Source organism: Bifidobacterium leontopitheci (assembly GCF_009193355.1).
GTDB lineage: Bacteria > Actinomycetota > Actinomycetes > Actinomycetales > Bifidobacteriaceae > Bifidobacterium > Bifidobacterium leontopitheci.
The window spans coordinates 1-24,221 of sequence record NZ_WBVT01000007.1 but is presented as its reverse complement, the minus strand read 5'-3'; the positions used below and the strand labels follow the sequence as shown (position 1 = coordinate 24,221).

Here is a 24,221-nt window from a genome sequence, read left to right as displayed (position 1 = left end):
CATTATGACGAACGAAGCAACCACTCCTTCCGGCCAGCCGCTGGGCATCAGCCACAAGCCCAGCCAGACCGAAGCCATGTTCACGAAGCTCAAGGCCGACAACAAGCCGGCCTTCATCGGCTATCTGCCGTACGGGTTCCCCGACCCCGACACGTCGCTCGACGCGCTGCGCACCATGGTCGAGCACGGCGTCGACGCGGTGGAGATCGGACTACCGTACTCCGACCCGGTCATGGACGGTCCGGTCATCCAGGCGGCAAGCCAGATCGCGCTGCATAACGGCGAAACCATCAGGCGTGTCTTCGAAGCGGTCGAAACCGTGGCGAACGCCGGCGGCGTTCCACTGATCATGAGCTACTGGAACCTCATCTACCATTACGGCGTCGAACGGTTCGCCGCCGACTTCGAGAACGCGGGTGGCGCCGGCCTCATCACGCCGGACCTCATCCCCGATGAGGCGGGGGAGTGGATCGAGGCGTCCGACCGTCACGGGCTCGACCGCATCTTCCTGGTGTCCCCGGACTCCGCCGACGAGCGCCTCGACGTCGTGTCGCGCAACGCCCGTGGATTCGTCTACGCCGCCGCCCGCATGGGCGTCACGGGCGAACGCGCCACGATCGACGCCTCGCCGGAAGTGCTCGTCGAGCGTACGCGCAAGGCCGGTGCGGCGAATGTGTGCGTCGGCATCGGAGTGTCCACCCCCGAGCAGGGCGCCAAGGTCGGCTCGTACGCCGACGGCGTGATCGTCGGATCCGCGCTCGTGCATACGCTGCTGAACGATGACAGCCGCACGGCGAAGGACGCCTCCGAAGGGCTGCGCGACCTTGCCGCCAAGACGGAATCGCTGGCCGCAGGCATCCACGGTGCACGCTGATCGCCGAGGATGTATCGTTATAGCGTATGTCCCGCCGCCGCTTACGGACGCTGTCCGTCGACGGCGGGACTGTCCATGCAGCCTGTCCCGAGATACGGGCAGGCGAATGACGGAGGTGTGAGTTGAACCTTGCCTATATCCCCTCGCCGGGATTCTCGAAATTCACCATCGGGCCGGTCACCATCCACATGTACGCGATCTGCATCCTCATCGGCATCGTGTTCGCCGTGTGGATCCTGAGCGTGCGTTGGAAGAAGGACGGCGGCACGTTCGACCAGGTGCTTGACACGACGCTCGTGGCCGTGCCATGCGGCCTGGTGGGAGCGAGGCTCTACCACTGCATCACCACGCCGGAGGCGTACTTCCCGCCCACCGGCAATCTCATCAACATCCTCAAGGTGTGGGAAGGCGGCATGGCCATCTTCGGCGGCATCGGCGTCGGCGCGCTCGCCGCGTTCCTCTGGTGCCGTCACCGCCGTTATCCCTTCGCGCTCCTCGCCGACTGCATCGCACCCGCGCTCATGGTCGCCCAGGCCATCGGCCGCCTCGGCAACTGGTTCAACCAGGAGCTCTACGGCATGCCCACCACGCTGCCGTGGGGCCTCAAGCTCAACGACGCCGACGCCATCGGCAAGACCGAGATCTGCTATGACGGTCAGCCATGCCCGAGCGGCACGCTGTTCCACCCCACGTTCCTGTACGAGATGATCTGGAACCTCGTCGGCGCCGCCATCATCGTCTGGCTCGGCCACAAACTCGTCACCGTGCTCAAGGCGGGGCAGCAGTTCGCCATGTACATGATGTGGTACGGCCTTGGCCGCACCTGGATCGAAAGCATCCGCATCAACTACTCGTCCATCGTCCTCGGCCTGCGCATCAACGTGTGGACCGCGATCATCGTGTTCATCCTCGGCTGCATCCTGTTCGTGGTGCTGTGGAGGCTGGGGCCGGACACCGCCGACCTGACGGGGCGTCTGCAGGCGGTGACCGCCGAGGAGGCCGCGCGGCTCGAGCATCAGGGCGACGGACACGCATCCGGCGAGGCATCGGACGATGCTGCCGGCCATGCTGCCGACGTTGCGGACGTCTCCGGGCAGACGGCCGACGGCGACGAAGCGAAGCGTCCCGAAACCGGCGAACCCGAAACTGCACCTTCCGATAACCGATAATTCATCCAACCCACCGACGATGGCGGTGCGGCAACGTACCCTCGTCGTTCTGACACCCTAGAATGAAAGCCATGACTATTCAAATCGCACCCAGCATCCTGTCCGCTGATTTCTGCAACCTCGAGCGCGACCTCAAGGCCATCGCCAACGCCGATCTGGTTCATGTGGACGTGATGGACCATCACTTCGTCCCGAACCTGACCCTCGGCGAGCCGATCGTCAAGCGCATCTGCGAGGTCACCGACCTGCCGGTCGACGTCCATCTGATGATCGAGGATCCGGACCGCTGGGCACCCGAATACGCCAAGCTCGGCGCAGCCTCTGTGTCGTTCCACATGGGAGCCACCCACGCTCCGGTGCGTCTTGCACGCCAGCTGCGCGACATGGGCTGCAAGGCCTGCTTCGCCGTGCGCCCGGCCGAGCCGGTCGAACCGATCTTCGACATCCTCGACGAGTTCGACATGGTGCTCATCATGACCGTCGAACCGGGCTTCGGCGGCCAGAAGTTCCTCGACAACCAGATGGGCAAGGTCCGTCGCCTGCGTGACGAGATCACCCGACGCGGACTGTCCACCCGCATTCAGGTGGACGGCGGGGTCAGCCCCAAGACGGCGCACATCGTCGCCGAAGCAGGCGCCGACGTGCTCGTCGCCGGCTCCGCCGTGTACGGCGCGGAGAACCCCGCCCAGGCCATCGACGACATCCGCGACAAGGCCGAGGCGGCGTTCCGCGCCTGACGACCCCAGTCCCGCAGTGATTTCAGAGGTCACCGTCGTCGGGCGGCCACTCCGTGCGACGCCTACGACGGTGACCTCATCCGAGTCGGCAGGCCCATGCGAACGCGAGCGTTCGTCACAGGGCAGGCCGGCACGATCGCCACGGACCATCAGATACCATCATCGGCTGTCTTACGCCACAGGAAACCGCACAGCCAGCCACCCACGAGAGGAACAAGCATCCATGAAGACTTTTGAATCGCTCTTCGCCGAACTGTCCGAGAAAGCCGCCACCAAGCCGGCCGGGTCGCTCACCGCCGACGAACTCGCCAAGGGCACCCACTTCATCGGCAAGAAGATCGTCGAGGAGGCGGGGGAGACCTGGATCGCCGCCGAATACGAGGGTGCCGACCGTACCGCCGAGGAGATGAGCCAGCTGCTCTACCACCTGCAGGTCATGATGATCGACCGCGGCCTGACCCTGGAAGACGTATACAAGTACCTGTAAACGGTTAAGCCGCCGAATCGCCGACGGACAAACACTAGGAGAGACCGGGCGTCGAAGGGACGCGCGGCAGCTTCACCCGAAGGAGAAACCATGCTGAGAATCGCCGTACCCAACAAGGGCATGCTGTCGGAACCCGCCTGGAACATGCTGCAGGAAGCCGGCTACCGGCTGCGCTCGAATCCGCGCCAGCTGGTCGTACAGGATCCCGACAACGATATCGAGCTGTTCTATCTTCGTCCGCTCGACATCGCCGTGTACGTGGGACGCGGCACGATCGACGTCGGCATCACCGGCCACGACCTGCTGCTCAACTCGGGGACGGAAGCCGAAATGCACATGAAGCTCGGCTTCGGCGCATCCACCTTCCGCTTCGCGGCCCCCAACGACTCGGATTTCCAGACGCTTGAGGACATCCAAGGCAAGCGTGTCGGCACCTCGTTCGACAAGCTCGTCCACGACTATCTCACCGAGCACGGCATCGAGGCGGAAACCATCCACCTTGACGGCGCCGTCGAATCGTCCGTCCAGCTTGGCGTGGCCGACCTCATCGCCGATGTGGTCTCCACCGGCACCACGCTGCGCAACGCGGGACTGCGCATCTTCGCCGACCCCATCATGCACTCCGAGGCGGTCCTCATCCGCTCTCCGCGACTCGACCCCAAGGACGAGCGCCTCACCGTGCTCAGCAGGCGACTGCAGGGCGTGCTCACCGCCCAGCGGTACGTGCTCATGGACTACGACATCCCGGTCAGCAAGGTGGCCGCGGCAGTCGCGGTCACGCCGGGCTTCGAAAGCCCGACGGTCTCCCCGCTGCACGACAAGCAGTGGAACGCCGTGCGCGTGATGGTGCCCAAGGCAAAGGTCAACCAGCTTATGGACAAACTGTATGAGGTCGGTGCGCGCGCCATCATCGTTACCGCGCTGCAAGCCTCCCGCATGTGAACGGCGAACGCCTCATGGGTAGCAGCATCAAGCGCGTAGGACGCGAATACAGCGAGAAAATCAAGGAAAAGTTCAGCCAGGACTACAGTCCGGAGCCTCGTGACATCTACTTCACGATCCCGAACCTCATCAGCCTGCTGCGCATCATCTCCATCCCGATCATCGCCTGGTTTGTCGCCGACCATCGCATGGTCCCCGCGTTGATCGTCCTCGCCGTGTCCTCGCTGACGGACAGCCTTGACGGCATCATCGCGCGAGCCTTCAACCAGGTGAGCAAAATCGGGCAGATCCTCGACCCCATCGCGGACCGGCTGCTCATCATCTGCAGCGTGCTCGCACTCGGCATCGCCGGCATCATCCCCTGGTGGATGATCATCATCATCGCCGCGCGTGACGCATGGATGCTGTTGCTTGTGCTGCTGCTCGCCCAATTCGACTATGGCCCGCTTCCCGTGCATTTCGTAGGCAAGGCCGGCACGTTCATGCTGATGGTGTCCATCGTCGCACTGATATTCTGCGACATCTGGGTCAACCCCTTCGTGGACCTGCTGCAGTTGGCGGCGCTGGCCGCAGGAATCTGGGGCGTCGGACTGTACTGGCTCGCCGGATACATCTACAGCCGACAGGGCATATCCCTGTTGATGAAGGAAAAGCGTGCGCATGGACGCTGACGACATGGGTGCCGACAGTATGGGCGCCGACGATACCGATCAGCCGCCGATTCCGGTGTCGTTCCCGGTAGAGGCGGAGAACAGGCCCGTCAAACGGCGGGCGGTGTTCTCCGCCTCCGTGGCCCAAGCCGAATCCCGTCATGCCCATCATGCACGGGCAGACGCCTCTGCAGGTCGTCGTCGCCGGCGTCTTCATGACGACTCGCTCAAGCTCATCGACGATCTGACCAACCGGCCGATGGATCCGCTGTTTTCCGATTCACGGCTCGACCAGCGCCCGCGGTCACGGATTTCGATCTGGCTCACCAAGGCGCTCGTGTTCGTGATGTGCATCGCGGTCGGCTTCTACGGCTTTCTTTTCATCGAACGGCTGCATTCGGATCCGAGGAAGATCGTCCGGCAGTCCCTGGCCAGCGAACTGCGCGAGACGACCTCTCGCGCGAACACGCTCACCAATCAGGTCAACCAGCTGCGCACGCAAGTCACTGAACAGTCGAAAAAGGTCGGCGCGACCACCACCGATCCGACGTCGCTGAACGACGAGATGCTCAACGGCATAGTCACCGTCACCGGTCCCGGCGTCACGCTCACCCTCGCCGATCCCATGGCAGCGGGTTCGGACGGTGCCTCGAATCCGCGAGAGGGCTCGGGCAGCCAGATCCGAGTCGTTACCGACGCCGACCTTCGCCTGCTGGTCAGGCTCCTGTGGCAGGCGGGTGCCGAGGCCGTCGCCATCAACGGCAATCGTCTCGGCGTGCAGACCTCGGTACGCAAGGCCGGCTCCAACATCCTCGTCGGCGTCACCCCGGTGACCAGCCCATACCATATCAGCGCCATAGGCGACAGCTCGGCGCTTGCGTCGGCGGTCAGCAAGTCCACGCAGAAGGCGCTGTACGATTCGTTTGCGCAGGCCGGCATCTACCCGCAGGTGAGCCGGGAGAATTCGATTACACTGGAAGCCGCGGCCTCCGGCGAACTGACGTATGCAAGGAAGGATGAGTGACGAGATAAATGGCAGCTGTTCTGGGATTGATCATCGGCGTGGTGCTGGGCGTGTTCGTCAAACCGGACATCCCCATCATCCTGCAGCCGTATCTGCCGATCATGGTCGTCGCCGCGTTGGACGCGCTGCTCGGCGCCGCGCGCGCCTATTTCGAGCGCAGCTTCTCCGACAAGGTCTTCGTCATCTCGTTCATCTCCAACGTCGTCACCGCGACGCTGCTCGTGTTCCTCGGCAACCAGCTCGGCGTCGGCTCACAGCTGCAGACCGCGGTCATCGTCGTGCTCGGCATCCGCATCTTCTCCAACGTATCCGCCATACGACGGTTCATCTTCAAGGGGTGACCCATGGCACAGGAGAACAAGACCCCGGACATCCTCACGCAGCTGCACGCCCAGCATGCGCAGGACAAGAAGAACGACCGCATGGAGACCGGTTCGTTCCCAATCGTTCGCAAGAAGGCGAAACGTCGGGGACCCTCACGCGGCAGCTCCACGAAGATGCACCTCGCCACAAGCGTGATGGTGCTCATCATGTGCGCGCTGCTCGGATACGGGTACATGATCCAGATCAACAATTCCGACGCCACGTACGAAACGCTCAGCGAAGACGAACTCACCCGTCTCATCAGCGAGACGGGCTCCCAGGTGACCAGTCTGGAACAGCGCAAAACCGAGCTCACCAACCAGCTGGAATCCCTCAAGGCCGCCGCCGACAAGACCAAGGAGGCGGAACGCATCGCCAAACAGAACGAGGAGACCAACGGCATCCTCGCCGGCCGCCTGCCGGCCACGGGCAAAGGCGTGTCCATCACCATCTCGCAGGGCAGCAAGACCAAGATCGACGCGGCCATCATGTTCAAGCTCATCGAGGAACTGCGCAATGCCGGGGCCGAGGTGATGGCGCTGGACACCGTCCGCATCGTGACACGCACCTATGTCAGCGACACGGCCGACGGGCTCGAATGCGACGGCGTGTCGCTCAAGGCGCCGTACACGATACTGGCGATCGGCGACCCGCAGAACCTGCAGAACGCCGTCAACATCGCGGGAGGCGTCGGGTCCAGCCTTAAGGTAAAATACGGTGCAACAGTGAGTGTCACGGCTTCGGACGACATCAGAATCGACCAAATCCGCAAGACCACCGACAATAATTACGCAAGGGCGGTAGAATAACGTTTATGACTGATCCGATTCCAAGTGCAGGCGAGACGACCATCATCGGCCTTCCCGCGATTCAAATACCGGTTACTTCGACAGGGGATCGTCCTCTGACGCAAGAGGACATCGAAACGATAGCCCGGCTTTCCCCCGGAACGGCGCTTCTCGTATCGACGCGAGGCGCGGTATCCGGGTCACGGTACCTGCTTGACGAGGATGAGGTGAGCGTCGGACGAGATTCCAGGGCAGACATCCTGCTTGACGATTCCACCGTGTCGCGCGCCCATGCCGTGTTCCGCAGGACCGGGGACACGTTCACCGTCTACGACGCCGGAAGCCTGAACGGCACGTACGTGAACCGCAAGCGTGTGGACCATCAGGAACTGCGCAACGGCGACGAGATCATGATCGGCAAGTTCCGCCTCGTGTTCTTCACGAAGTCGGCGGTCGTCGGCTGACCGGCTGCCGTCTGAGCGGGGGAGCGACGTAGGAGGAGACGCATGGATGACAAGCGACCGTCCACGACGGCAGGTGCATCCATGCGTCTTCATATACCGCTGGAACAACGTGAGGACCTGAGCGCCGAGCATGCCGTGCAAGGCGAGTTGTTCGACATCGGCGCCGACAGGGGAGAGCTACTGGGATACCGAGGCAGCGTAGCCTCAAAGGTCGCGGGCATCACCTATCGGCAACTCGACTATTGGGCGCGCAAGCAGATCGTCGAACCATCCATCACACCTTCGCATGGTTCCGGGTCGAGACGGTTGTACTCGTTCAAGGATGTGGTCGTGCTCGCCGTCTCCAAGAAGCTGCTCGACCTTGGTGTGAACCTGCAGAACGTCACCACGGCCATCGGATTCCTCATGCAGCGCAGCAGCGCCCAGCTGGAGCACACGACCATCATGTGCGACGGCGAGCAGGTGCACGAATGCACGACCAGCGATCAGATGGTCGAACTGTTGGAGAGCGGCAAGGCGGTGTTCGCCGTGTCCGTAGGGTCGATGTGGCATAGGATACACGACATGCTCCAGCATGAGGAGCATGTCGACCTTGAAGCCGGCCCTGCCGTCGCGGCTTCCGCGAGGTCGACGCCCATACGTCCCATTGACGAGCTCACCGCCGCGAGGATGCGGCGCAAGCTTGCGCTGCAACGTGAAGTGCGCGCCGAAGCGAGAGCGCGGGAACGCGATGCCGTCGATGCGGTACGATGATGAGCTATGACTGATTTGCTTCCGCTGATGTTGTGGGTGTTCGCCGTCGTTTGGATGCTTGCCGTATGCGGCATCACCATCGCACGTTGCCGTTTCCGTACCGGCGAACGCCATCCGCAGGTCGAGCTGGTCAGCTGGACCATGGTCGAGGCGCAGATGGTGTCGGTGCTGTTCGCCGGTATCCCGTTCATCACGTATCTGCTGATTGAGGATGAGTTGAGTCCTGCGTTCCGCAGGTGGTACGAGATGGTCGTGTGGCCCGGGTGCGCTATCGTGATTGTGCTCGTGTTCGCAGAACTGGTGTTCATGTATGTGCAGGCGCGTCGCGCGCAGTTCACGTTGATGGACCGTGTGCTGCGGGGCGTTTCACGGCGAAAGGATTCTGCCTCACATTCCGCAATGCGGTAACAGGCCATATATGCGGAGGATTAATGGGGGGGGGGATATGAGACATGTGTTTTTCTGACATAACGTGCATTATCGGATAATAGTGGATATGCGAACATGCATACCACGGATGACCACGCTGCATACGACAACGCCCGTCGTCCGTAAGCTGATACTTCTTACGGACGACGGGCGTTTGCCGACTACCGGTATCTCGTTATCGGGCGAAATACTCGTCGACCGCGGCGGTGAGCTCATCTACATGGTCGATGACGCGATACGCGCCATGCTGTTCCAGTTCGCCGGGCTCCGCATAGCCCCAGCGGCATCCAAGACAGTCGAGTCCGCAGGCGATGGCGCCGTCGACGTCGGTCCAACGGTCGCCGACCATCAGCGCCTTGTCGCCGGCGGACTTGTCGAAGCCGATCTGTTCGAAACAGTATCGGATGACCTGATCCTTGTCGATGCGGGAGTTGTCGGTGCTGGCGCCGTACACGCCGTCGACCAGTTCGGTCAGGTGGAAATGGTCGCAGACGGGCTTCGCCTGATACTCCGGCTTGCAGGTGGCGACCGCCAGGTAATAGCCCTCAGCACGCAACCGGTTCAGCTGTTCGGGGATGCCGTCGTACACGCGGTTGTAGAAGCGTCCCGGAACCTTCTGACCGGGGTTGTTCGGATCGTCGAACACGGGCTTGTCGGCATAATACTCACGGTAGATACGCACGCCTTCGTCCAGTAGGTCGTCAGGCATATGGTTGCGCTTGAACGATTCGATGATGGCCGGGCCGATGAACCGATGCATCTCGGCATCGTCGGGCACGGGCAGTCCCAGCTCCTCGAACGCCTTGACGGCGCATGCGATGATGCCGGGATCGGATTGCGTCAGCGTGCCGTCCAGATCCAGCAGCACGACACGTTTGCCCTGACCGTTCGCTTCTGTCATGGTCTCTCCCCCAATGCTCTCTTGGTCGCTATCGTCGTTCGGCCGCCAACGCGCACCGTACGCGCTTCATGTCACTCGTAGTCGGGAATCCAGCCGCTGCGATGCATCTCGAGACGCTTCTCCAACAGCGCCTTCAGCTCGTCCTCGGAACGGCGCTCCAGCAGCATGTCCCAGTGGGTGCGCGTCGGCTTGGTGATTTCGTTGGCCTCCTCGTCGCCGTCGCCCTCACGGTGCGCGACGGTGCCGCAACGGCACTCCCACTCCTCGGGAATCTCCGCGCCTTCGGCAAACGGCAGGATGGTTCGATGCCCCTTCGGACAGATGTACGCGACCTCGGTGCGTGCCGCAAAATCGACGTTATCATCCGATTCCAACGACTTCGCGCCGATGCTCATGCCTCTCAGACTGCGTTCCGCCATCTGGCTTTCCTCCTTGCTTATGTGCTGGTATCACGGTACAAAACAGTTCGGACGTCGCGGTTATTCCCGCAACGTCCGAAAACGTTCGGCGTCCGGTCATTCGACGCCGCTGTAGGCGACGATGCCGCGGCTGACGAGCTCCATCGCCTCGTGGGCGGTCTCGGCGAGCTGTTGCGCCTGTTCGGGCAGGTACGGCCGTGCCGCCGCGATCTGTTGCAGGATGTCGCTCAGTCGCTTCGCATTGCGTACGAAATCGCCGCCTGTCAGGTCCTTGTCGCGCAGCACGGCGTACAGTCCCCGACCGTCGGCCCATTCATGGATGATGTCCACGATGCCGAAGTTCAGCGTCGGCGGCTGGCTGAGGTCCTCGTCCTCGCACAGGTAGCCGATGTCCTCGCGCAGACGGCGCAGGGCGATCGCGGTATGCCGCACCACACCGTCGACGCCGCCCGGCCAGTAGCGCGGCTCGTCGCCGAATCCGCCGCGGGCCTCGAACACCAGCGATGACAGGACGGCTGCCAGCTCGACGGCATCGAGCCCGTCCAGCAGGCCGGCGCCGATGGCTTCGGCGAGCACCAGGTCCTGTTCGCTGTAGATGTGGCGCAGCAGCTGGCCGCGTCCGGTGAGTCGGACGTCCTGTGTGGAGTCCTGGCCGTCGTCGTGACGTTCCAGATAGCCGAGCTGCAGCAGGATGTTGCAGATGTGGTCGAACTGCCGTGCCACGGAGCCGGTGCGCGAGTCGTAGCGTTGCTGAAGTCGCTCGTATTCGCGCGCTTCGCGCATCCAACGGTGGCCCCATTTGAGATGCTGCTGCAGGTCAGGGCAGGAACGGCACGGGTGCGAACGGTCCTGCTCCTTCAATGCAGCGATCCGCTTGTCGAGGTCGCGGAACGCGGCCTTTCGTTCGGCGTCGTCACGGAACGGGGTCTGCTTGAGACGCCGCCGCTCGTTCTTCTCCAGATCGGACAGCTGCATGCGGATGCGCAGCAGCGACGCGAAGTCGCCGTGTTCGCAGGCGAACGCCTGCTCGTAGCCGTCCAGCGCCTGGCGCAGCGTCGTCATGCGCGATTCCAGCTGCCATGCGGACTCGTTCGCCTCCCACTGGGCGAACGAATGGTCAAGCGTGGCGCGTGTGGTCGCATAGTCGCTCGTGTTGAGCAGGTTCACGGCCATGTTGAACGTGGCGTGGAAGCTGGAGTGCAGCGGGTACACGCGCTTGCTGGACAACGCCGCCGCGGTGGCCGGCACGAAACCGCGATGGTCGACGACGATCGCGTGGCCGATGGTGTCGATGCCGCGGCGTCCGGCGCGTCCGGTCAGCTGGGTGAACTCCCCCGGCGTCAGCGGCACATGTCCGGTGCCGTCGAACTTGTCGAGCTTCTCCACGATGACGCAGCGCGCGGGCATGTTGATGCCGAGGGCGAGCGTCTCGGTCGCGAAGACCATCTTCACCAGGCCCTCCTCGAACAGGCGCTCGACAATCTGGCGGAACAGCGCCACCATGCCGGCGTGATGCGAGGCGAAGCCCTCCTCCAGCGCGAAACGGAACCGGGAGAACTGCAGGGCCTTGAGGTCCTCCTGGCTGAGCTGGCCGTCGACCATCTCGTCGACGATGTCGCGGATGCGTCGCGCCTCGTCCTCGGTCGTCAGCTCAAGCCCCGCGTTGATGCACTGCTCGACCGCCTGGTCGCAGCCGTTGCGGGAGAAGATGAAGTAGATGCCTGGCAGCATGTCGAGATAGTTGAGCTCGTCGACCACTGCCCAACGGCGTGGCGTATACCGTTGGATGGCGGCGGGGCGGGGCGCGCGGCCGTGACGGCGGCCTCCGCGCGTGCGGTCGTCGTCCGGGCGCGCTCGGCGTGCGGCCTTGCGGTCCAACTGGTCGAGACGGTCCACGAGACGCGCGTTGAGCTTGGTGGTCTGGTCTCCTTTGCCATCGCGCTGATACAGGTCCAGCAGCTCCGGCTCGGTGTGTTCGTCCGCCTGCACGAGCACATGCTGTTCCAACGGTACGGGACGACGTTCGGAGACCACGAGTTTCGTGGAGCCGCGCACCGAGGATATCCAGGCTGAGAAGTCCTCCACGTTCGACACGGTGGCGGACAGGCCGATGATTCGCACGCTGGACGGCAGGTGGATGATCACTTCCTCCCAGACGGGTCCGCGGAACCGGTCGGCGAGGTAGTGGATCTCGTCGAGCACCACATACCGCAGCGCGTTGAGCGTGGTCGAGTGCTCGTACAGCATGTTGCGCAGCACTTCGGTGGTCATGACGACGATGTCCGCTTCCGAGTTGATGGAGATGTCGCCGGTGAGCAGGCCCACGCGGTCCGCGCCGTACGCGTTGACCAGATCATGGTACTTCTGGTTGCTGAGCGCCTTGATCGGCGTGGTGTAGAACGCTTTCGTGTTCTGCTGTTGGGCGAGGAACATGGCGAAATCGGCCACGACGGTCTTGCCGGCTCCGGTTGGCGCGGCGACGAGCACGTTGTCTCCGCGTTCGAGGGCGTCGATCGCCTGCTGCTGGAAATCATCAAGGTCGAACGGCAGCAGGCCCGCGAAACGTGCCGCGAGACTGCGGTCATGCTCCCTACGCCGCTGGAACGAGGCGTAGCGTTGAGCCGGTGACATGGACTTCTGCGCGTCGGATTGCTGCCGATGATGACGGGCCATGTGATACTCCCCCAATCAGTCCCAATCAGTGGTTGACGGTCCGGGTGAAACCGGCTGGCGGCCGTCGGTAACGGTCTATTGATTGAACCGCGACCAAGCCGCCCATCGTTGTGCGTGACGTTCCCGTTTCGCCGCGCTGCGACGCATCTTCTCGGCCTGGGTGGCCTCATAGCGGGATGCGGCGACCTCGAGCGGCTGGGTGAACAGCGGCGGTTCAGGCTCATCGGATCCGCCACTGGAGACTTCGGACAGGGCTGCCAGCGGACGTCCCACGCGTTCGCCGATGTCGCCGAGCGTCTTCAGTGCACGATAGCCGTGCAGGAGCGCATAGGCGATGCCGATGACGATCATGGCAAGCATGAAGAGCGCGAGGAGCAGCCAGACCCACCAAGGCATGAGGGTCACTCCCCTTCCGTCGTCTCGTCGTCCTCGTGCGTTCCGAGGCTCAGCTCACGTTGCGCGCGGGCTACGATCATGGTGCGCAGCGTCTCGGGAGCGACCGCGGTGATGTGGCGTGCATGGGCGACGCAGAACGCGACGAACCAGGAGTCCGAGGAGACGATGACGTGCACCTTCTCCCCTGGGCTGCACGGTTCGACCGTCGCGCCAGGCAGGGACTTGATGAACTGCAGTCCCGGCTGGTCGGTGACGAACACGGCGGGCGTGCCGTTGTCGAAGCTCCACTTGCGCAGTTCGGCGACGGGCATGTCGGGGATCTCGACGTGACAGGTCGGCTCGACGACCTCGGCGCGTTCGATGCGGGCGAGGCGCAGCACCTGCCAGGTGCGCGGCTTGCCGTTCGCCTTGTTGATCGGATGCTCCTTGGAGACGAAGCGTTTGCGGTCCTCCGGAGTGGCGTCCATGACGTCGGTCCATACGGCCGCGTAATACACGCCTTCGTCCACGAAGATCTTCGAGGGCGCGACGATCTTGCGCCGCGTGCGGCCCGCGCCGTCCGTGTACTCCATGTCGAGCAGGGAGTCGGTGGAGATGGCGCGCTTGACCACGGAGAAGCTGTGCGGTTCGAGCTCATATCCGGTCAGGCTCAGCCACGGGGTCTCCCCCGGCTTGACGAGCTGACGTAGACGCTGGTACAGGGACGCGGCCTTCTCGCGCTGTTCGTCAGGCAGCAGCGGCGAGTGGGCCAGATAGCTCACCGAGGCGGTCAGCATGCTCAGATACTGCGGCGAGATGCCGGCCAGACGCTCCAGGCCGAGCGAGTTCGTCGCCGAGACGATGCCCTCGGCGTCAAGCAGCGACCAGTCGATGTCGAAGAACTGGCTGCCCGCCATCTCACCGTCGTCGGAGACGGTCGTCAGCGTGTTGATGTCCTTGTGGATGACGTTGACGAACTTCTTGAGCTCGTCCTCCGACTTCGCATGGCCGATGAACCGTTCGGCCAGTTCGGCGAGCGAGAACTCCTCACCCAGATGGGCGGAGAGGAACAGCATGAGCCGCAGACGGCGGTCGACCTCGCTGCCGGTCTGGAACGAACCGGACTTCTTGGTGTGCGTCTTCTTCAGCTCGTCGTCGTCCTGCGGTGCGTCCTTGCCGCTGATGGACGGGGTGACGACGGTGGAGGCCGACTGTCCGGTGGTCTTGTCCGCGAGGGTCATCTGGGACGCGGCCTGAAGACGGCGGTTGAACGCGTCGACGGCCTCCTGCGGGCTGACGATAACCGCGCCGGGGTGTTCGAGGACGAACATGGCGAGGTCGTCGGAATCGGTGTAGGCGACGTTGATGTTCTCGCCGTCCACGTCCACGGTCGCGGCGAACCTGCGCTGATCGACGACCTTCACCAAAGCCGGCGGAATGGTCTGCGTGCCGAGGCCTGGCGCGATGGAATCAAGGCCAAGGCCGGGGATCGGCGTCTGCGGCACGCGCGGCGTCGTGCGGGACGTATGCTGCGGCGCGGGCTGGGACTGCGTTTCGGACACGGAGATGGAGCGCGCCAGATAGTTGGCCGCGGCGAGCACCGGCAGGTCCTCCTGCTCGAAGCGCAGGCGGATGCGCGGCTCGTCGCCGAGCTGCAGACGGTAGGAGGCGAAGTCCTGCCCCTCCGACTTCGAGGAGTACTCGGGCTGGCGTGATTCGATGGCGATGCCCATGGCGGCGAGCTTGGCACGGTCGCGCTGGAATTGTTTCGCGAACGCCGCCTTGGCGGCCTGGTCGGCAAGCTCCCCGTACGAATCGGCGTATGCCTTGACGCGCTGGGCGATCTGCCGGCTCGTCAGCCACTGCGGGAAGGCAGACGACAGCACGGCCAGCACATCCAACTCATGTTTGCCCCATTTGTCGGAAAAGCGGCGTCTCCCGTTCGATCCTTCAGCCATTAGTCCTCACGTATCGTTAGCATTTCAGATATCTATGCGCTCTCACGCACCTTCTCTCCATAATAGAGGCTTTTATCGCAGGTGCGTTACATTTCTCCAAAAAAACCGTGTTTTCGTGTCGGCCCGCCCGTCTGTCGCCAGTCGGAGCTGACCGGACCGACACGAAAACACGCTCCGTCACACCCAGTCGTCGGGCTCGATGCCCATCGGACCGACGTATTCGCCGTTGGGCACGTAGCTCGGCTCCTCACGGTCGTCGAGCTTCGCGTCGGCGAACATGATGACGTCGCGGCCGAACGTCCAGTCGCCCTTGATGGTCACCGAGTTGGCTGCGGCCAGCGAGGGCACGTTGTACGGGAAGTGCTCGTTGAAGTCCTCGATGTTCTTGTAGTAGCGCGGGTCGAGGTCGACGTTCGGGAAGATGTAGTTGCCGTCCTCCATCTCGTAGGAGTCCGTCAGATGGAACCGGTCCGAACGCATGATGAACAGGTCGTTCGTGGTCTTCACCGGCAGGAAGCGCATGCGGTCCACCTGCACGCAGATCGCGCCGTCGAACAGGCCCACCGCCGCGCCCATCGCGGTCTCCAGCTGCACGACCTTGGTTGAGTCGGGGTCGGTGGGGTCCACGGTCTTGTTGTTGATGATGACCGGCAGCGGCAGCACGCCGTCATGCTCGGCAAGCATGTCGCGCAGCGCGTCGATGCGCACCCAGATGTTGTTCGTGTTGAAGTACGGGTGCTTGTGGATGTCCTGGGCGCAGGACTTGTCGTCCGGGTGCACCTGCGACATCTCGCGCAGTATGAGCCGGCCGGTCGCGTGGTCGCGCACGATGTGACCGCCCTTGCGGTCGGCGTACGTGCGGTTGGCCACCTCGACCATGAACGGCGCACCGGTGTTCTCGAAGTACTGGGCGAGCGTACGCGACGGGCGGGCGCCCAGGTTGTCGGAGTTCGAGATGAACAGGTATTCGAAGCCGTGCTCGTGCAGCACGTCGAGCAGGCCGGACTCCCACAGCGTGGAGAACAGGTCGCCGTGGCCGGGCGGGCACCATTCCAGCCCGGGGTTCGCGGGCCAGGACACGGGCTCGCCGGTCGCGACGTCGATCTTCGGCTCCTGATGCTGGATGATCTCCAGCGGGATTTCGGTCTGCTTGAACTTGCGCTGGTGCTTGAGCACCTTCATCGTGTCGGCCGAGGTGCGGAACGAGTTCATGAACGTCAGCGGCAGCGGCACGTCCAGCCGGGTGCGGGCGGTGAGCACCTGGCCGATGATGATGTCGATGAAGCGCATCTGCTTGGCCTTGTGGCGGCGCACCGGTAGCAGCGATTTCGCGCACTGCAGGCCCATGGAGGTGCCCAGGCCTCCGTTGAGTTTGAGGAACGCGGTCTTGGCGAACGCCTGCACGGCCTTGTCATGGTCGATGGTCTCGTAGACGTCGTGGAAGCTGGGGACGCCTTGCAGCGGCTCCACGTCGGCCTCGCGGATCCAGGTGTTCTCCTTGGCGTCGGTCCACACGTTGTAGGCATGGCGGAACTGCGCGATGGCGACGTCGCTCATCCCCTTGTCGTGCATTTTTCGTGCCGAATGCTCGAACACGTCGTTCATGCAATCTCCTTTGCTGTTTTCGCTCGGTCCTTCTTGCGGATGCGGATTTCGGCTCGGGTGTCCGATCCGTTGTGTTCCGCCTCTTCTGTCTCTCGTTGGCGGTCTGCCTGGCCGCTCCCCGTGAACAATGTATTCCAGTGTAGCCCATGGATGCGGGGGCGGTCGATATGGGGATGTGTTGCTTGGTGAAGATTGGGTTAAGGGCGTGCGGTGGAGATGTGACCGCTCGCGGAGTGGCTGGGATGGGGTGTGGTTGGAGTGGGTTGCGGCGGTGCGGATGCGGGTATGTGATGACGCTCGTCGCGGTCGGGGCGCGGCGTGGCCGGATGGTGTGCCATGTGCGAGTCGTCCGGGGGCGATTGCATGGCTGGCCGCTGCTCTACGCCGGTCTGACCTTGGCCGAATGGTACGGGAGGTGGAGATTGACGTTTTTCGGCGTCGCGTCCCACGGCAGGTTGGGACGCGGGGTCGTGTGAGCGGTGACATTGCCTTGCGTACCACGAAATCCTGGTACATGAGACCATGTAACCGGTTGCAGGGGCTCGCGTACCAAAGGCAGTTGGTACGCGAGCTTGAAAACCGTGTTTTCGGCGTTGCGTCCCACGCTGTGATCTAGCCACCTATCCCCTATCGGCGTTACGGCTCACCCGTTCTTCCCCGCGATTCGGCGATGCGCGGGTGCAGTCCGTCTGCATCTCATGAGTCGGTCGGGCCGTGGGCGTCTGCACTAGGGGCCGTGCCGTGCGTTCGGGTTGCGTGCGATGCGGTGGAAGGGCCTCATCGCGCGGCGTGCGACTGCAGGCTGGGGTGCAGCATTGCAATAAGACTCGCCGATTTTGCTTTTTCCGCGGGGTGTGCTAATTTATCTTTCTGTTGCTTTTAAGCAATTCATTCACTCAGTGTGACTGACGGACCATAGCGCAGTTTGGTAGCGCACTTGACTGGGGGTCAAGGGGTCGCGGGTTCAAATCCCGCTGGTCCGACAAACAAGCCCGGAATCCCAACGGTTCCGGGCTTTTCTGTATCCTGCGACATGCCGTGTTCTTATCCGATTGCAATTACGGACACAACGGGACGCGCTCCTGCCCCGACGCGATCATATGGCGGGCGTGTCGTCCCGAGGCCGCGTGGTCTGCGTTCATCCGACGCGAACCCTACCGCATAGTTTCTTCACACGGTTTTCGTCGAGAGATGCCGTTCGCGCTGCCTGACTGAGTAGATGTCCTGATTGTCGAGGAGCCCACGCGCCGAAACCGGCACCGCCGGCATCCTCACCCTCGTCGCGCCCGCCTTGGTGCAGGCCGTTCAAGAAGTACATCCCCGCCGACTACGTGGGCCTGACCAGCCTCGGTGTGAGCATCCGCTCGGCGTCATCGCCATCGCCGCCACCAACGGCTTCCACGGCTACGGCTGGGGCATCGTCCTCACCGGCGTCATCGGCGTCGCACAAGCCGTCTACACAATCGTGAACCAGGCGTTCAGCGGCAAGCTCAGCAAAGACCATGAAGCCGAATACACTCAATGATTTAAGCCCGTCTCGTGTTGCCATGCACGAGACGGGCTTTTTCTTGTGTGGGAACCAACCTAAAGGTTATTGAGTATCCATCCCGAATCCCTTGTTCACAGGATCGTCGGTTTTTCTTCGGCGGGTCGACGGAGTTGGTCCGATGCTGGTTGATTCAGGAAGGCAGGCTGGTGCTGTCAGTTCCATCCGCCGACGAGTTCGAGGCAGCAGTGGCCCGTCACCGAGTGTCCTCGGTAGGTGCCGACCACTTGGCTTGCGCCTTCGTATTTGCGTCCTGAGGGGTTCGGCGAGGCGATTTCCTGTTCGTCCATGATGGACGTGACGGTGAGTTTCGCTTCCCATTCGGGGATGGAGACGGTCCATCCGGTCGGATATTTCATGCCTGTCGTGGGACTTTCCCACACGTTGAAGGAGTCGTCGACCATCGGATCGACGCCGGTGAAGGATTGGGTGCCGTCTTGGTGCAGGACGCTGGCCCAGCAGTGTTCGCTGCCGGTGGCCAGTTCGGTTACGCCCCATAGGCTGATCACGTCGGGATCGTTGTCGAAGCAGAGGTTCATCCACAGCCATTTGCAGTTGTAGCCGTCCTTGAGGCTTCTGCCTTTGGGCATGCCGGCGAACTGACGGTCCATCCATACCATTCCCTCCACCTCGTGGCGCTGGCCGTCGAGAGTGATGACGCCTTTGGCAGCCATGTGCGGGAACGAGTATTGGTAGTTGGGTACCCCGGCGATCTGGAAGTAGCCGGTGCCGAGGCTGTAGAGCGGGTATCCGGTGCCGTGCAGGTCGAGATAGATGGATCCGTTCGGCATGGCCGATGCGATGCGCATGTTGTCGAGGTCGCCTTCGATGACGTCCTTGTCGGTGTGGATGTGCAGTCCCTGGCCTGCGACCTGTCCTCGTCTGACCTTGTAAAAACGGTCCTCGTGGCGGTAGACGTGCCCGGTCTCGTCGGTGATGGACAGCACGCTGTTGATCATGCGCACCGGCAGGTATTTGGAGAGCTGCAGGACGCTGACGTGGTACATGAAGTCAAGGGTGTGTTCGTTCGTCTCGAAATGACCGACCCAGAACCATGAGTTGCCGGCTTTGTCGGTGCGGATGAAGGTGTCCCGGATGGGGTCCACCAGCGGTTCGGTGCCGTGGCGGAAGGTGCGGATGTTGTGGGTCAGCGAGTTGTTCGTGGTGTTCATTTTGTCTCGTTTCGTTTGGTTCTGTGTTTGTCGTTGCGTTGTCGGTTCGGTCACTGTCCGGCGAGGGTCCGTTTCGTCGCGTCACGGTGAGTCCGCGTCGTCAGGAGCGCCGTGATGAGGGCGGCCGCGAGGATGACGGCGATGGCGGCGAATGCCAGCGTCGAGCCGAGTATGGATTGCGCGTGTTCGGTGGCGGTGGGCGCGAGTGTGGTGGACAGCGCGGAGATGGACACGATGAGGGCGGTGCCCATCGAGGAGGCGATCTGTCCGACGGTGTTGGTGACGCTCTGTGCGTGTCCGATGTTCTCGTTGTCGAGCGCGTTGATGCCCCAGGTGTTCACCGGGGTCATGGCGAACATGAGTCCCGCGTAGAGCACGGTGTAGGCGCATGCGGTGACGACGACCGAGGCGTCGGCGCCGAGCAGCGTCATGAGCACGCCGCCAATGGTCATGACCGTCAGGCCGGGCAGGGCGACCTTGCGAATGCCGTATTTGTCGAACAGACGGCCCGAGACGATGCCGCAGCATGCGCCGATGAGGGCGCCGGGGAGCATGGCGAGCCCGCTGGCGGTGGCGGATGCGCCGAGCACGGTCTGGATGAACATCGGCACCATGACGTTGCATCCCATGAGGGCCGCCTGCATGCACGCCACGATGATCACCGAATGCGCGTAGGTGCGGTTGTCGAGGATGCCGACACGCAGCATCGGTTCCTTCGCCTTGAGCTGTCGGCGTGCGAACACGGCGACGAGCAGTACGCCGATGACGATCAGCGCGACGGTGAGCGCCATGTTGCCGGTGGATGTGAACGTGGACAGTCCGTACAGCAGGCATGCCAGGCCGACCGAGGAGAGCAGCACGGAGACGGGGTCGAACGCGCCCGGTTGGAATCCGTCGAAGTTGCGCAGGTAGACGGCGGCCAATGCGATGACGACCAGCGAGACTGCCGCCATGATGACGAACAGCGTGCGCCAGCCGAACGAGTCGATGATCACGCCGGAGATGGACGGGCCGAGCGCCGGGGCGAAGCCGACGACCAGTCCGGTGATGCCCATCGCCGTTCCTCGGCTTTCCTTGGGGAACACGAGCAGGATCACCGCGGTGACCATCGGCATGATGGCGCCGGTGCACAGGGCTTGCAACACACGGCCGACCATGAGCAGGGGGAAGGTCGGTGCGAACGCGGCGACGAGGCTGCCGGCCGCGAACAATGAGATGCAGCCGATGAACAGCCTGCGGGTGGAGAAGCGTCCCATGAGGAACGCGGCGAGCGGGATGACCATCGCCTCGACCAGAGAATAGCCGCTGGACAGCCACTGAACGGTGGTGGAATCCACCCCGAGGTCCTTCATGATGGACGGCAGCGCCGGCGTGACCACCGACATGTTGAGCACGGCCAGCAATGTGCCCATGAGCAGCACAATGACCATGATCCATTGTTTTCTGTTGATGCCAAGTTTCACAATAACACTCCGATAAACAATAGTTATTGATTAATCAACGAGCATCAATTATTATCGAAACGTAACGGATGACAACCACCGATATGCGATATTTCTCGCTTATTCGACGATTCGCCTGAATCGTCGAACAACCCACGGCTTATGGGACGGAGCGGGAATGACGCTACCGATAGAACGAAAGGAGCATGGTGACCGATCTGCGCATCGTCAAAACCCGCAAAGCAATCCGCGAGGCGTTCCTGCGCCTACGGGCATCAGGAGTTCCGGTCTCGAAGGTCAAGGTCAAGGGCATCTGCGACCTTGCGCTCGTCAACCCGAGCACGTTCTACAAGCATTACCTCGACGTATACGACCTCAACGACAAGCTTGAGGACGAGACCATCGACGCGATGCTGGAGCATTACCCCGACAAGGACAAGATCCTGTCCGATCCACCCGCATTCCTCAATGGCTGGAGACCGGCCATCGACAGCCAGATCGACGATCTGCGCGTCCTGTTCGCAGGCCGCCCCGAAGCCATGTTCCGCAAAATCGAATCGACGCTCGTCGAACGTTACTCCGCCCGAGCAGCGAACGAACGCGAGCGCATCGCCGCCGTCTTCTCCATCGCCGGGGCCCTCCACTCGCTTGGCCTGCTCAAGCTGGAAGGCGGACAAAGCGACGACGAGATCATCGCGGCGGTCGTCGAAAACCTCAACGCCATCGCCGCTCGGATCCCCGACGGACGATAACGAACACCCCCTATACGAATCAACGGCATCATCACACGGATACTCTTTAATCACCTAGTCGATCATCATGGAACAGATAACAGAACGTCATCCCATCCCCTCGTCGGCATCGCGATTCGCCGCATCGATACTGACCGCGCTGGTCTTCGTCGTCGCGCTGAATCTGCGAGCCCCGCTCACATCCGTCGGCCCGCTGCTGCCACGGATAGGGGCGTCCGGACATCTCAACGCGACGATGTAGGGTCTGCTCGGCTCGTTGCCTATCCTCGCGTTCGCCGCCGTCTCCCCGATGGCGCACCGGGCCGCCGGACGCATCGGCATCGAACGCACCGTGCTGGCCGCGATGGTGTTCCTGACGCTCGGCATTGTGATCCGTTCGGCATGCGGCACTATCGGACTGTGGGCCGGCACGTTCGTCATCGGTTGCTCGATCGCGGTGGGCAACGTTCTGGTGCCGGCCATAGTCAAACGCGATTACCCCGGTCACGCATCACTTGCCACCGGCATGTACTCCGCATACATGACCGGCATGGCCGCGTTCGCCTCGGCCGTGACATTGCCCCTGTCCGATGCAATCGGGTGGCGGGGCACGCTCGGCATCTGGGCCATTCCCGCCGGAATCGTCACGCTGCTGTAGCTGTGGCGTTCACGGGCGAATGCGCGAAGGACGACCCCGGCTGCGAAGACCGCCGCCGATGCGCAGCCCCGCAGCCGACGGAGTACGGCATCGGAGACCCGACTCCGAGTCTCCATGTGGAAAAGGCCGGAGGCATGGGCCGTCACCCTGTTCATGGGGCTGCAATCCGTGAACTATTACGTGTGCGTCACCTGGCTGCCCACCATCGAGGTCTCCTTCGGCGTGCCCGCCGACCGGACCGGCTGGCATCTGGCGGTCTTCCAGCTCGTCGGCATCGTCATGGGACTGCTCATCCCCGTGCTGCTGAAGGGCGACAGCCAGGTCGCCGCAGTTGTCGTCGCCAGCGTGCCATTGGCCATCGGCGCGCTCGGACTGGCATTCGCGCCGCGGCTTGATCTGCTGTGGATCATCGTCACCAGCATCGGCTCGGGATGCTCTCTGGTCGTGGCACTCTCATTGATCGGATTGAAGACCTCGACCACCGAGGAGCCGACGCAACTGTCGGGCATGGCTCAATGCGTCGGATACCTGCTCGCCGCGGTCGGTCCCATGTTGGCCGGAACGATCTACGACATCACCTCGGGATGGCGGACGGTGCTCATCATGCTGGCCGTACTGGCCGTCGCACAGACCGCCATCGGCATCATCATCGGACGGAATATGGAAGTGGGGCGATGACTATGCTCGGCGAAACAACCCACGACGCAATGGCACTAGCCCGGTCGGTGGGCTACTATCGCAATCGGCGGCTAATCCTTGCCGACGTGAACCTCACCATTGCCACCGGCGGACGATGGGTGCTGTTCGGACCGAACGGAGTGGGAAAATCCACACTGCTGGAAATGATCGCGATGCGCACCTACCCCAACGTCGGCGGACTGCGCGTCTTCGGGGACCGAACAGTCGCGGGCTCGGACCCGGAGCACCGTCGCACCCGCATAGCCATCGTCTCTGCGGCGTTCGGGCACAACATCGGGTCGGGAATGAACCCGCTCACGGTCGTCGCCTCGGGGATTCCACGAGGAATGAAGGATTCGGCCGACGAGGCATACGAGAAGGCGTACGCGATGATGCGCCGACTCGGCATCGCATATCTGACCGGCAAACAGTGGCGCAACCTGTCCGAAGGCGAGCGCACGAGGGTGATGATCTCCCGCGCGCTCGTCTCGCCGGCGGATCTCCTGATCTTCGATGAACCGACCACCGGCCTTGATCTGGGTGGCCGTGAAACGGTGTTGCGAGAACTGTCGGCGCTGGCCTCGCGAGGGGACGAGCGCACGATGCTACTCGTCACGCATCGGGTGGAGGGCATCCCCGCCGGATTCGACCATATCGCGATGATGGGCCGAATGATGGAACACGAGTGCATGACATACCTCGACACGCATCCGTGCATCTACGCCACACTTGACGGCAACACGACACCGGGAACCATCACGTTCACCGGACCACTTGACGAAGGACTTACCGACGAACGTCTCGAATCGATGTTCGGCGTCCCGCTACACGTAGAGCAAACCGGGCAGCGATGGAGGGCCTCGCACCGGCTGCGTTTCGCATGAGCGGTCCGAATGAACGCCTCGTCGCCGGTTCCAGTGCTCCTCAGTCGTTCCGTCTCATTTGACTGGGGAACACTGGTGCCGTTGTGGACACAACCGGAACACAATGACCGCGGAGAACAGCGAAATCAGCGGCAATCAACGAATCTCGTGAGCGTCACCAAAACGGCGTCATTGCAACAAAAACGAGATTAACGAAGCTCACGATAATCAGCGAAGCGACCTCTCAAAAGAACAAGGGGTCGCGGGTTCAAATCCCGCTGGTCCGACGATTTAGCCCGGAATCTGAACGATTCCGGGCTTTTCGTTTCTCTCCTCCCCTTTTATCCCTTAACCCTAAGTGAAAGTAGGCCCCCGTAAAAGGTCGGCGGGGCACGGTAGTGCCCGATTTCTTGCGCACTTTGGTTCTCGCCCGTCCCTGTGACGATGATCAGTTCGCTTCGTGTACGTTCTCACCGAGTCGGGACATGTCGAGGTAGCGGCGCGTCGACCACTCGCTGGA

General features: G+C 62.8%; 26 protein-coding genes and 1 tRNA gene. 19 read left to right on the top strand and 8 right to left on the bottom strand.

What is annotated here, in order from left to right:
• The first annotated feature begins 4 nt into the window (after nucleotides 1–4).
• The 12 genes from trpA to F7D09_RS03465 all read left to right on the top strand — a co-directional run bounded on the left by trpA (nucleotide 5) and on the right by F7D09_RS03465 (nucleotide 8,659).
• On the top strand, nucleotides 5–874 hold the full coding sequence (trpA, locus tag F7D09_RS03520) for a tryptophan synthase subunit alpha (RefSeq protein WP_152234039.1): 870 nt from the start codon (nucleotides 5–7) through the stop codon (nucleotides 872–874).
• 122 nt (nucleotides 875–996) lie between these two features.
• Nucleotides 997–2,043 carry a prolipoprotein diacylglyceryl transferase gene (gene lgt, locus F7D09_RS03515; protein ID WP_152234038.1) on the top strand — a complete coding sequence of 349 codons (1,047 nt, stop codon included), beginning with the start codon at nucleotides 997–999 and terminating at the stop codon, nucleotides 2,041–2,043.
• Between the two features lie 71 nt (nucleotides 2,044–2,114).
• The gene (gene rpe / locus F7D09_RS03510; protein ID WP_152234037.1) at nucleotides 2,115–2,780 is read left to right on the top strand and encodes a ribulose-phosphate 3-epimerase; all 666 of its coding nucleotides are present in this window, start codon (nucleotides 2,115–2,117) and stop codon (nucleotides 2,778–2,780) included.
• A 223-nt stretch (nucleotides 2,781–3,003) separates the two neighbouring features.
• Nucleotides 3,004–3,267, top strand: coding sequence for a phosphoribosyl-ATP diphosphatase (locus F7D09_RS03505; protein WP_152234036.1), 264 nt, complete (start codon nucleotides 3,004–3,006; stop codon nucleotides 3,265–3,267).
• A 90-nt stretch (nucleotides 3,268–3,357) separates the two neighbouring features.
• Nucleotides 3,358–4,209: an ATP phosphoribosyltransferase gene (gene hisG, locus F7D09_RS03500; protein WP_152234035.1), complete on the top strand. Its 852-nt coding sequence runs from the start codon at nucleotides 3,358–3,360 to the stop codon at nucleotides 4,207–4,209.
• A 14-nt stretch (nucleotides 4,210–4,223) separates the two neighbouring features.
• Nucleotides 4,224–4,880 carry a CDP-alcohol phosphatidyltransferase family protein gene (locus F7D09_RS03495; protein WP_152234097.1) on the top strand — a complete coding sequence of 219 codons (657 nt, stop codon included), beginning with the start codon at nucleotides 4,224–4,226 and terminating at the stop codon, nucleotides 4,878–4,880.
• A gap of 19 nt (nucleotides 4,881–4,899) precedes the next feature.
• On the top strand, nucleotides 4,900–5,883 hold the full coding sequence (locus F7D09_RS03490; protein WP_152234096.1) for a DUF881 domain-containing protein: 984 nt from the start codon (nucleotides 4,900–4,902) through the stop codon (nucleotides 5,881–5,883).
• Nucleotides 5,884–5,891: 8 nt separating this feature from the next.
• The gene (locus tag F7D09_RS03485) at nucleotides 5,892–6,224 is read left to right on the top strand and encodes a small basic family protein (RefSeq protein WP_152234034.1); all 333 of its coding nucleotides are present in this window, start codon (nucleotides 5,892–5,894) and stop codon (nucleotides 6,222–6,224) included.
• 3 nt (nucleotides 6,225–6,227) lie between these two features.
• Nucleotides 6,228–7,055, top strand: a complete 828-nt coding sequence (locus F7D09_RS03480) for a DUF881 domain-containing protein (RefSeq protein ID WP_152234033.1) — start codon at nucleotides 6,228–6,230, stop codon at nucleotides 7,053–7,055.
• A 5-nt stretch (nucleotides 7,056–7,060) separates the two neighbouring features.
• Nucleotides 7,061–7,498 carry an FHA domain-containing protein gene (locus tag F7D09_RS03475; RefSeq protein WP_152234032.1) on the top strand — a complete coding sequence of 146 codons (438 nt, stop codon included), beginning with the start codon at nucleotides 7,061–7,063 and terminating at the stop codon, nucleotides 7,496–7,498.
• Between the two features lie 42 nt (nucleotides 7,499–7,540).
• Nucleotides 7,541–8,251: a MerR family transcriptional regulator gene (locus tag F7D09_RS03470; protein WP_152234031.1), complete on the top strand. Its 711-nt coding sequence runs from the start codon at nucleotides 7,541–7,543 to the stop codon at nucleotides 8,249–8,251.
• Nucleotides 8,252–8,257: 6 nt separating this feature from the next.
• Complete coding sequence (locus F7D09_RS03465; RefSeq protein ID WP_152234030.1) at nucleotides 8,258–8,659, top strand: C4-dicarboxylate ABC transporter; 402 nt, start codon at nucleotides 8,258–8,260, stop codon at nucleotides 8,657–8,659.
• Between the two features lie 196 nt (nucleotides 8,660–8,855).
• Here the strand turns inward: F7D09_RS03465 and F7D09_RS03460 are convergent, their stop codons facing one another.
• From F7D09_RS03460 to F7D09_RS03435, 6 genes are all read right to left on the bottom strand, one after another.
• Nucleotides 8,856–9,581: an HAD hydrolase-like protein gene (locus tag F7D09_RS03460; protein ID WP_152234029.1), complete on the bottom strand. Its 726-nt coding sequence runs from the start codon at nucleotides 9,579–9,581 to the stop codon at nucleotides 8,856–8,858.
• Between the two features lie 71 nt (nucleotides 9,582–9,652).
• On the bottom strand, nucleotides 9,653–10,000 hold the full coding sequence (locus F7D09_RS03455) for an RNA polymerase-binding protein RbpA (RefSeq protein WP_152234028.1): 348 nt from the start codon (nucleotides 9,998–10,000) through the stop codon (nucleotides 9,653–9,655).
• A gap of 96 nt (nucleotides 10,001–10,096) precedes the next feature.
• A complete protein-coding gene (locus F7D09_RS03450; protein WP_152234027.1) occupies nucleotides 10,097–12,673 on the bottom strand; it encodes a DEAD/DEAH box helicase in 2,577 nt (858 codons plus the stop codon).
• A gap of 75 nt (nucleotides 12,674–12,748) precedes the next feature.
• Nucleotides 12,749–13,069 (bottom strand): hypothetical protein, encoded by a 321-nt coding sequence (locus tag F7D09_RS03445; protein ID WP_152234026.1) that lies wholly within the window; start codon nucleotides 13,067–13,069, stop codon nucleotides 12,749–12,751.
• A 5-nt stretch (nucleotides 13,070–13,074) separates the two neighbouring features.
• Nucleotides 13,075–15,006: a helix-turn-helix transcriptional regulator gene (locus tag F7D09_RS03440; RefSeq protein WP_152234025.1), complete on the bottom strand. Its 1,932-nt coding sequence runs from the start codon at nucleotides 15,004–15,006 to the stop codon at nucleotides 13,075–13,077.
• A 177-nt stretch (nucleotides 15,007–15,183) separates the two neighbouring features.
• A complete protein-coding gene (locus tag F7D09_RS03435) occupies nucleotides 15,184–16,611 on the bottom strand; it encodes a UTP--glucose-1-phosphate uridylyltransferase (RefSeq protein ID WP_152234024.1) in 1,428 nt (475 codons plus the stop codon).
• A gap of 909 nt (nucleotides 16,612–17,520) precedes the next feature.
• On the opposite strand from F7D09_RS03435, the gene F7D09_RS03430 reads away from it, so the two are divergent.
• Nucleotides 17,521–17,594: transfer RNA gene (locus tag F7D09_RS03430), tRNA-Pro, on the top strand.
• Nucleotides 17,595–17,839: 245 nt separating this feature from the next.
• Nucleotides 17,840–18,136, top strand: coding sequence for a hypothetical protein (locus F7D09_RS11090; RefSeq protein ID WP_226835913.1), 297 nt, complete (start codon nucleotides 17,840–17,842; stop codon nucleotides 18,134–18,136).
• A 176-nt stretch (nucleotides 18,137–18,312) separates the two neighbouring features.
• On the opposite strand, the gene F7D09_RS03420 is transcribed toward F7D09_RS11090, so the two are convergent.
• Nucleotides 18,313–19,329 carry a lipocalin-like domain-containing protein gene (locus F7D09_RS03420; protein WP_152234023.1) on the bottom strand — a complete coding sequence of 339 codons (1,017 nt, stop codon included), beginning with the start codon at nucleotides 19,327–19,329 and terminating at the stop codon, nucleotides 18,313–18,315.
• A 50-nt stretch (nucleotides 19,330–19,379) separates the two neighbouring features.
• Nucleotides 19,380–20,759, bottom strand: coding sequence for a DHA2 family efflux MFS transporter permease subunit (locus F7D09_RS03415; protein WP_152234022.1), 1,380 nt, complete (start codon nucleotides 20,757–20,759; stop codon nucleotides 19,380–19,382).
• A gap of 218 nt (nucleotides 20,760–20,977) precedes the next feature.
• On the opposite strand from F7D09_RS03415, the gene F7D09_RS03410 reads away from it, so the two are divergent.
• From F7D09_RS03410 to F7D09_RS03395, 5 genes are all read left to right on the top strand, one after another.
• Nucleotides 20,978–21,523, top strand: a complete 546-nt coding sequence (locus F7D09_RS03410) for a TetR/AcrR family transcriptional regulator (protein WP_051922767.1) — start codon at nucleotides 20,978–20,980, stop codon at nucleotides 21,521–21,523.
• Nucleotides 21,524–21,590: 67 nt separating this feature from the next.
• Nucleotides 21,591–21,764 (top strand): hypothetical protein, encoded by a 174-nt coding sequence (locus F7D09_RS11085; protein ID WP_193312307.1) that lies wholly within the window; start codon nucleotides 21,591–21,593, stop codon nucleotides 21,762–21,764.
• A 15-nt stretch (nucleotides 21,765–21,779) separates the two neighbouring features.
• Nucleotides 21,780–22,160 (top strand): MFS transporter, encoded by a 381-nt coding sequence (locus tag F7D09_RS03405; RefSeq protein WP_152234021.1) that lies wholly within the window; start codon nucleotides 21,780–21,782, stop codon nucleotides 22,158–22,160.
• A gap of 153 nt (nucleotides 22,161–22,313) precedes the next feature.
• Nucleotides 22,314–22,838, top strand: coding sequence for an MFS transporter (locus F7D09_RS03400; protein ID WP_152234020.1), 525 nt, complete (start codon nucleotides 22,314–22,316; stop codon nucleotides 22,836–22,838).
• Entirely contained in the window at nucleotides 22,835–23,722 is an 888-nt protein-coding gene (locus F7D09_RS03395; protein WP_226835911.1) for an ABC transporter ATP-binding protein, read from the top strand. The genes F7D09_RS03400 and F7D09_RS03395 overlap by 4 nt, the downstream gene beginning before the upstream one ends.
• The last annotated feature ends 499 nt before the right edge of the window (nucleotides 23,723–24,221 follow it).

Bases quoted from the DNA above. Each gene is read 5' to 3' on its own strand.
- trpA (WP_152234039.1), top strand. From the start codon at position 5: ATGACGAACGAAGCAACCACTCCTTCCGGCCAGCCGCTGGGCATCAGC.
- rpe (WP_152234037.1), top strand. From the start codon at position 2,115: ATGACTATTCAAATCGCACCCAGCATCCTGTCCGCTGATTTCTGCAAC.
- F7D09_RS03505 (WP_152234036.1), top strand. From the start codon at position 3,004: ATGAAGACTTTTGAATCGCTCTTCGCCGAACTGTCCGAGAAAGCCGCC.
- hisG (WP_152234035.1), top strand. From the start codon at position 3,358: ATGCTGAGAATCGCCGTACCCAACAAGGGCATGCTGTCGGAACCCGCC.
- F7D09_RS03495 (WP_152234097.1), top strand. From the start codon at position 4,224: ATGGGTAGCAGCATCAAGCGCGTAGGACGCGAATACAGCGAGAAAATC.
- F7D09_RS03490 (WP_152234096.1), top strand. From the start codon at position 4,900: ATGGGCGCCGACGATACCGATCAGCCGCCGATTCCGGTGTCGTTCCCG.
- F7D09_RS03485 (WP_152234034.1), top strand. From the start codon at position 5,892: ATGGCAGCTGTTCTGGGATTGATCATCGGCGTGGTGCTGGGCGTGTTC.
- F7D09_RS03480 (WP_152234033.1), top strand. From the start codon at position 6,228: ATGGCACAGGAGAACAAGACCCCGGACATCCTCACGCAGCTGCACGCC.
- F7D09_RS03475 (WP_152234032.1), top strand. From the start codon at position 7,061: ATGACTGATCCGATTCCAAGTGCAGGCGAGACGACCATCATCGGCCTT.
- F7D09_RS03470 (WP_152234031.1), top strand. From the start codon at position 7,541: ATGGATGACAAGCGACCGTCCACGACGGCAGGTGCATCCATGCGTCTT.
- F7D09_RS03465 (WP_152234030.1), top strand. From the start codon at position 8,258: ATGACTGATTTGCTTCCGCTGATGTTGTGGGTGTTCGCCGTCGTTTGG.
- F7D09_RS03460 (WP_152234029.1), bottom strand. From the start codon at position 9,581: ATGACAGAAGCGAACGGTCAGGGCAAACGTGTCGTGCTGCTGGATCTG.
- F7D09_RS03455 (WP_152234028.1), bottom strand. From the start codon at position 10,000: ATGGCGGAACGCAGTCTGAGAGGCATGAGCATCGGCGCGAAGTCGTTG.
- F7D09_RS03450 (WP_152234027.1), bottom strand. From the start codon at position 12,673: ATGGCCCGTCATCATCGGCAGCAATCCGACGCGCAGAAGTCCATGTCA.
- F7D09_RS03445 (WP_152234026.1), bottom strand. From the start codon at position 13,069: ATGCCTTGGTGGGTCTGGCTGCTCCTCGCGCTCTTCATGCTTGCCATG.
- F7D09_RS03440 (WP_152234025.1), bottom strand. From the start codon at position 15,006: ATGGCTGAAGGATCGAACGGGAGACGCCGCTTTTCCGACAAATGGGGC.
- F7D09_RS03435 (WP_152234024.1), bottom strand. From the start codon at position 16,611: ATGAACGACGTGTTCGAGCATTCGGCACGAAAAATGCACGACAAGGGG.
- F7D09_RS03420 (WP_152234023.1), bottom strand. From the start codon at position 19,329: ATGAACACCACGAACAACTCGCTGACCCACAACATCCGCACCTTCCGC.
- F7D09_RS03415 (WP_152234022.1), bottom strand. From the start codon at position 20,759: ATGGTCATTGTGCTGCTCATGGGCACATTGCTGGCCGTGCTCAACATG.
- F7D09_RS03410 (WP_051922767.1), top strand. From the start codon at position 20,978: ATGGTGACCGATCTGCGCATCGTCAAAACCCGCAAAGCAATCCGCGAG.
- F7D09_RS11085 (WP_193312307.1), top strand. From the start codon at position 21,591: ATGGAACAGATAACAGAACGTCATCCCATCCCCTCGTCGGCATCGCGA.
- F7D09_RS03400 (WP_152234020.1), top strand. From the start codon at position 22,314: ATGGGGCTGCAATCCGTGAACTATTACGTGTGCGTCACCTGGCTGCCC.
- F7D09_RS03395 (WP_226835911.1), top strand. From the start codon at position 22,835: ATGACTATGCTCGGCGAAACAACCCACGACGCAATGGCACTAGCCCGG.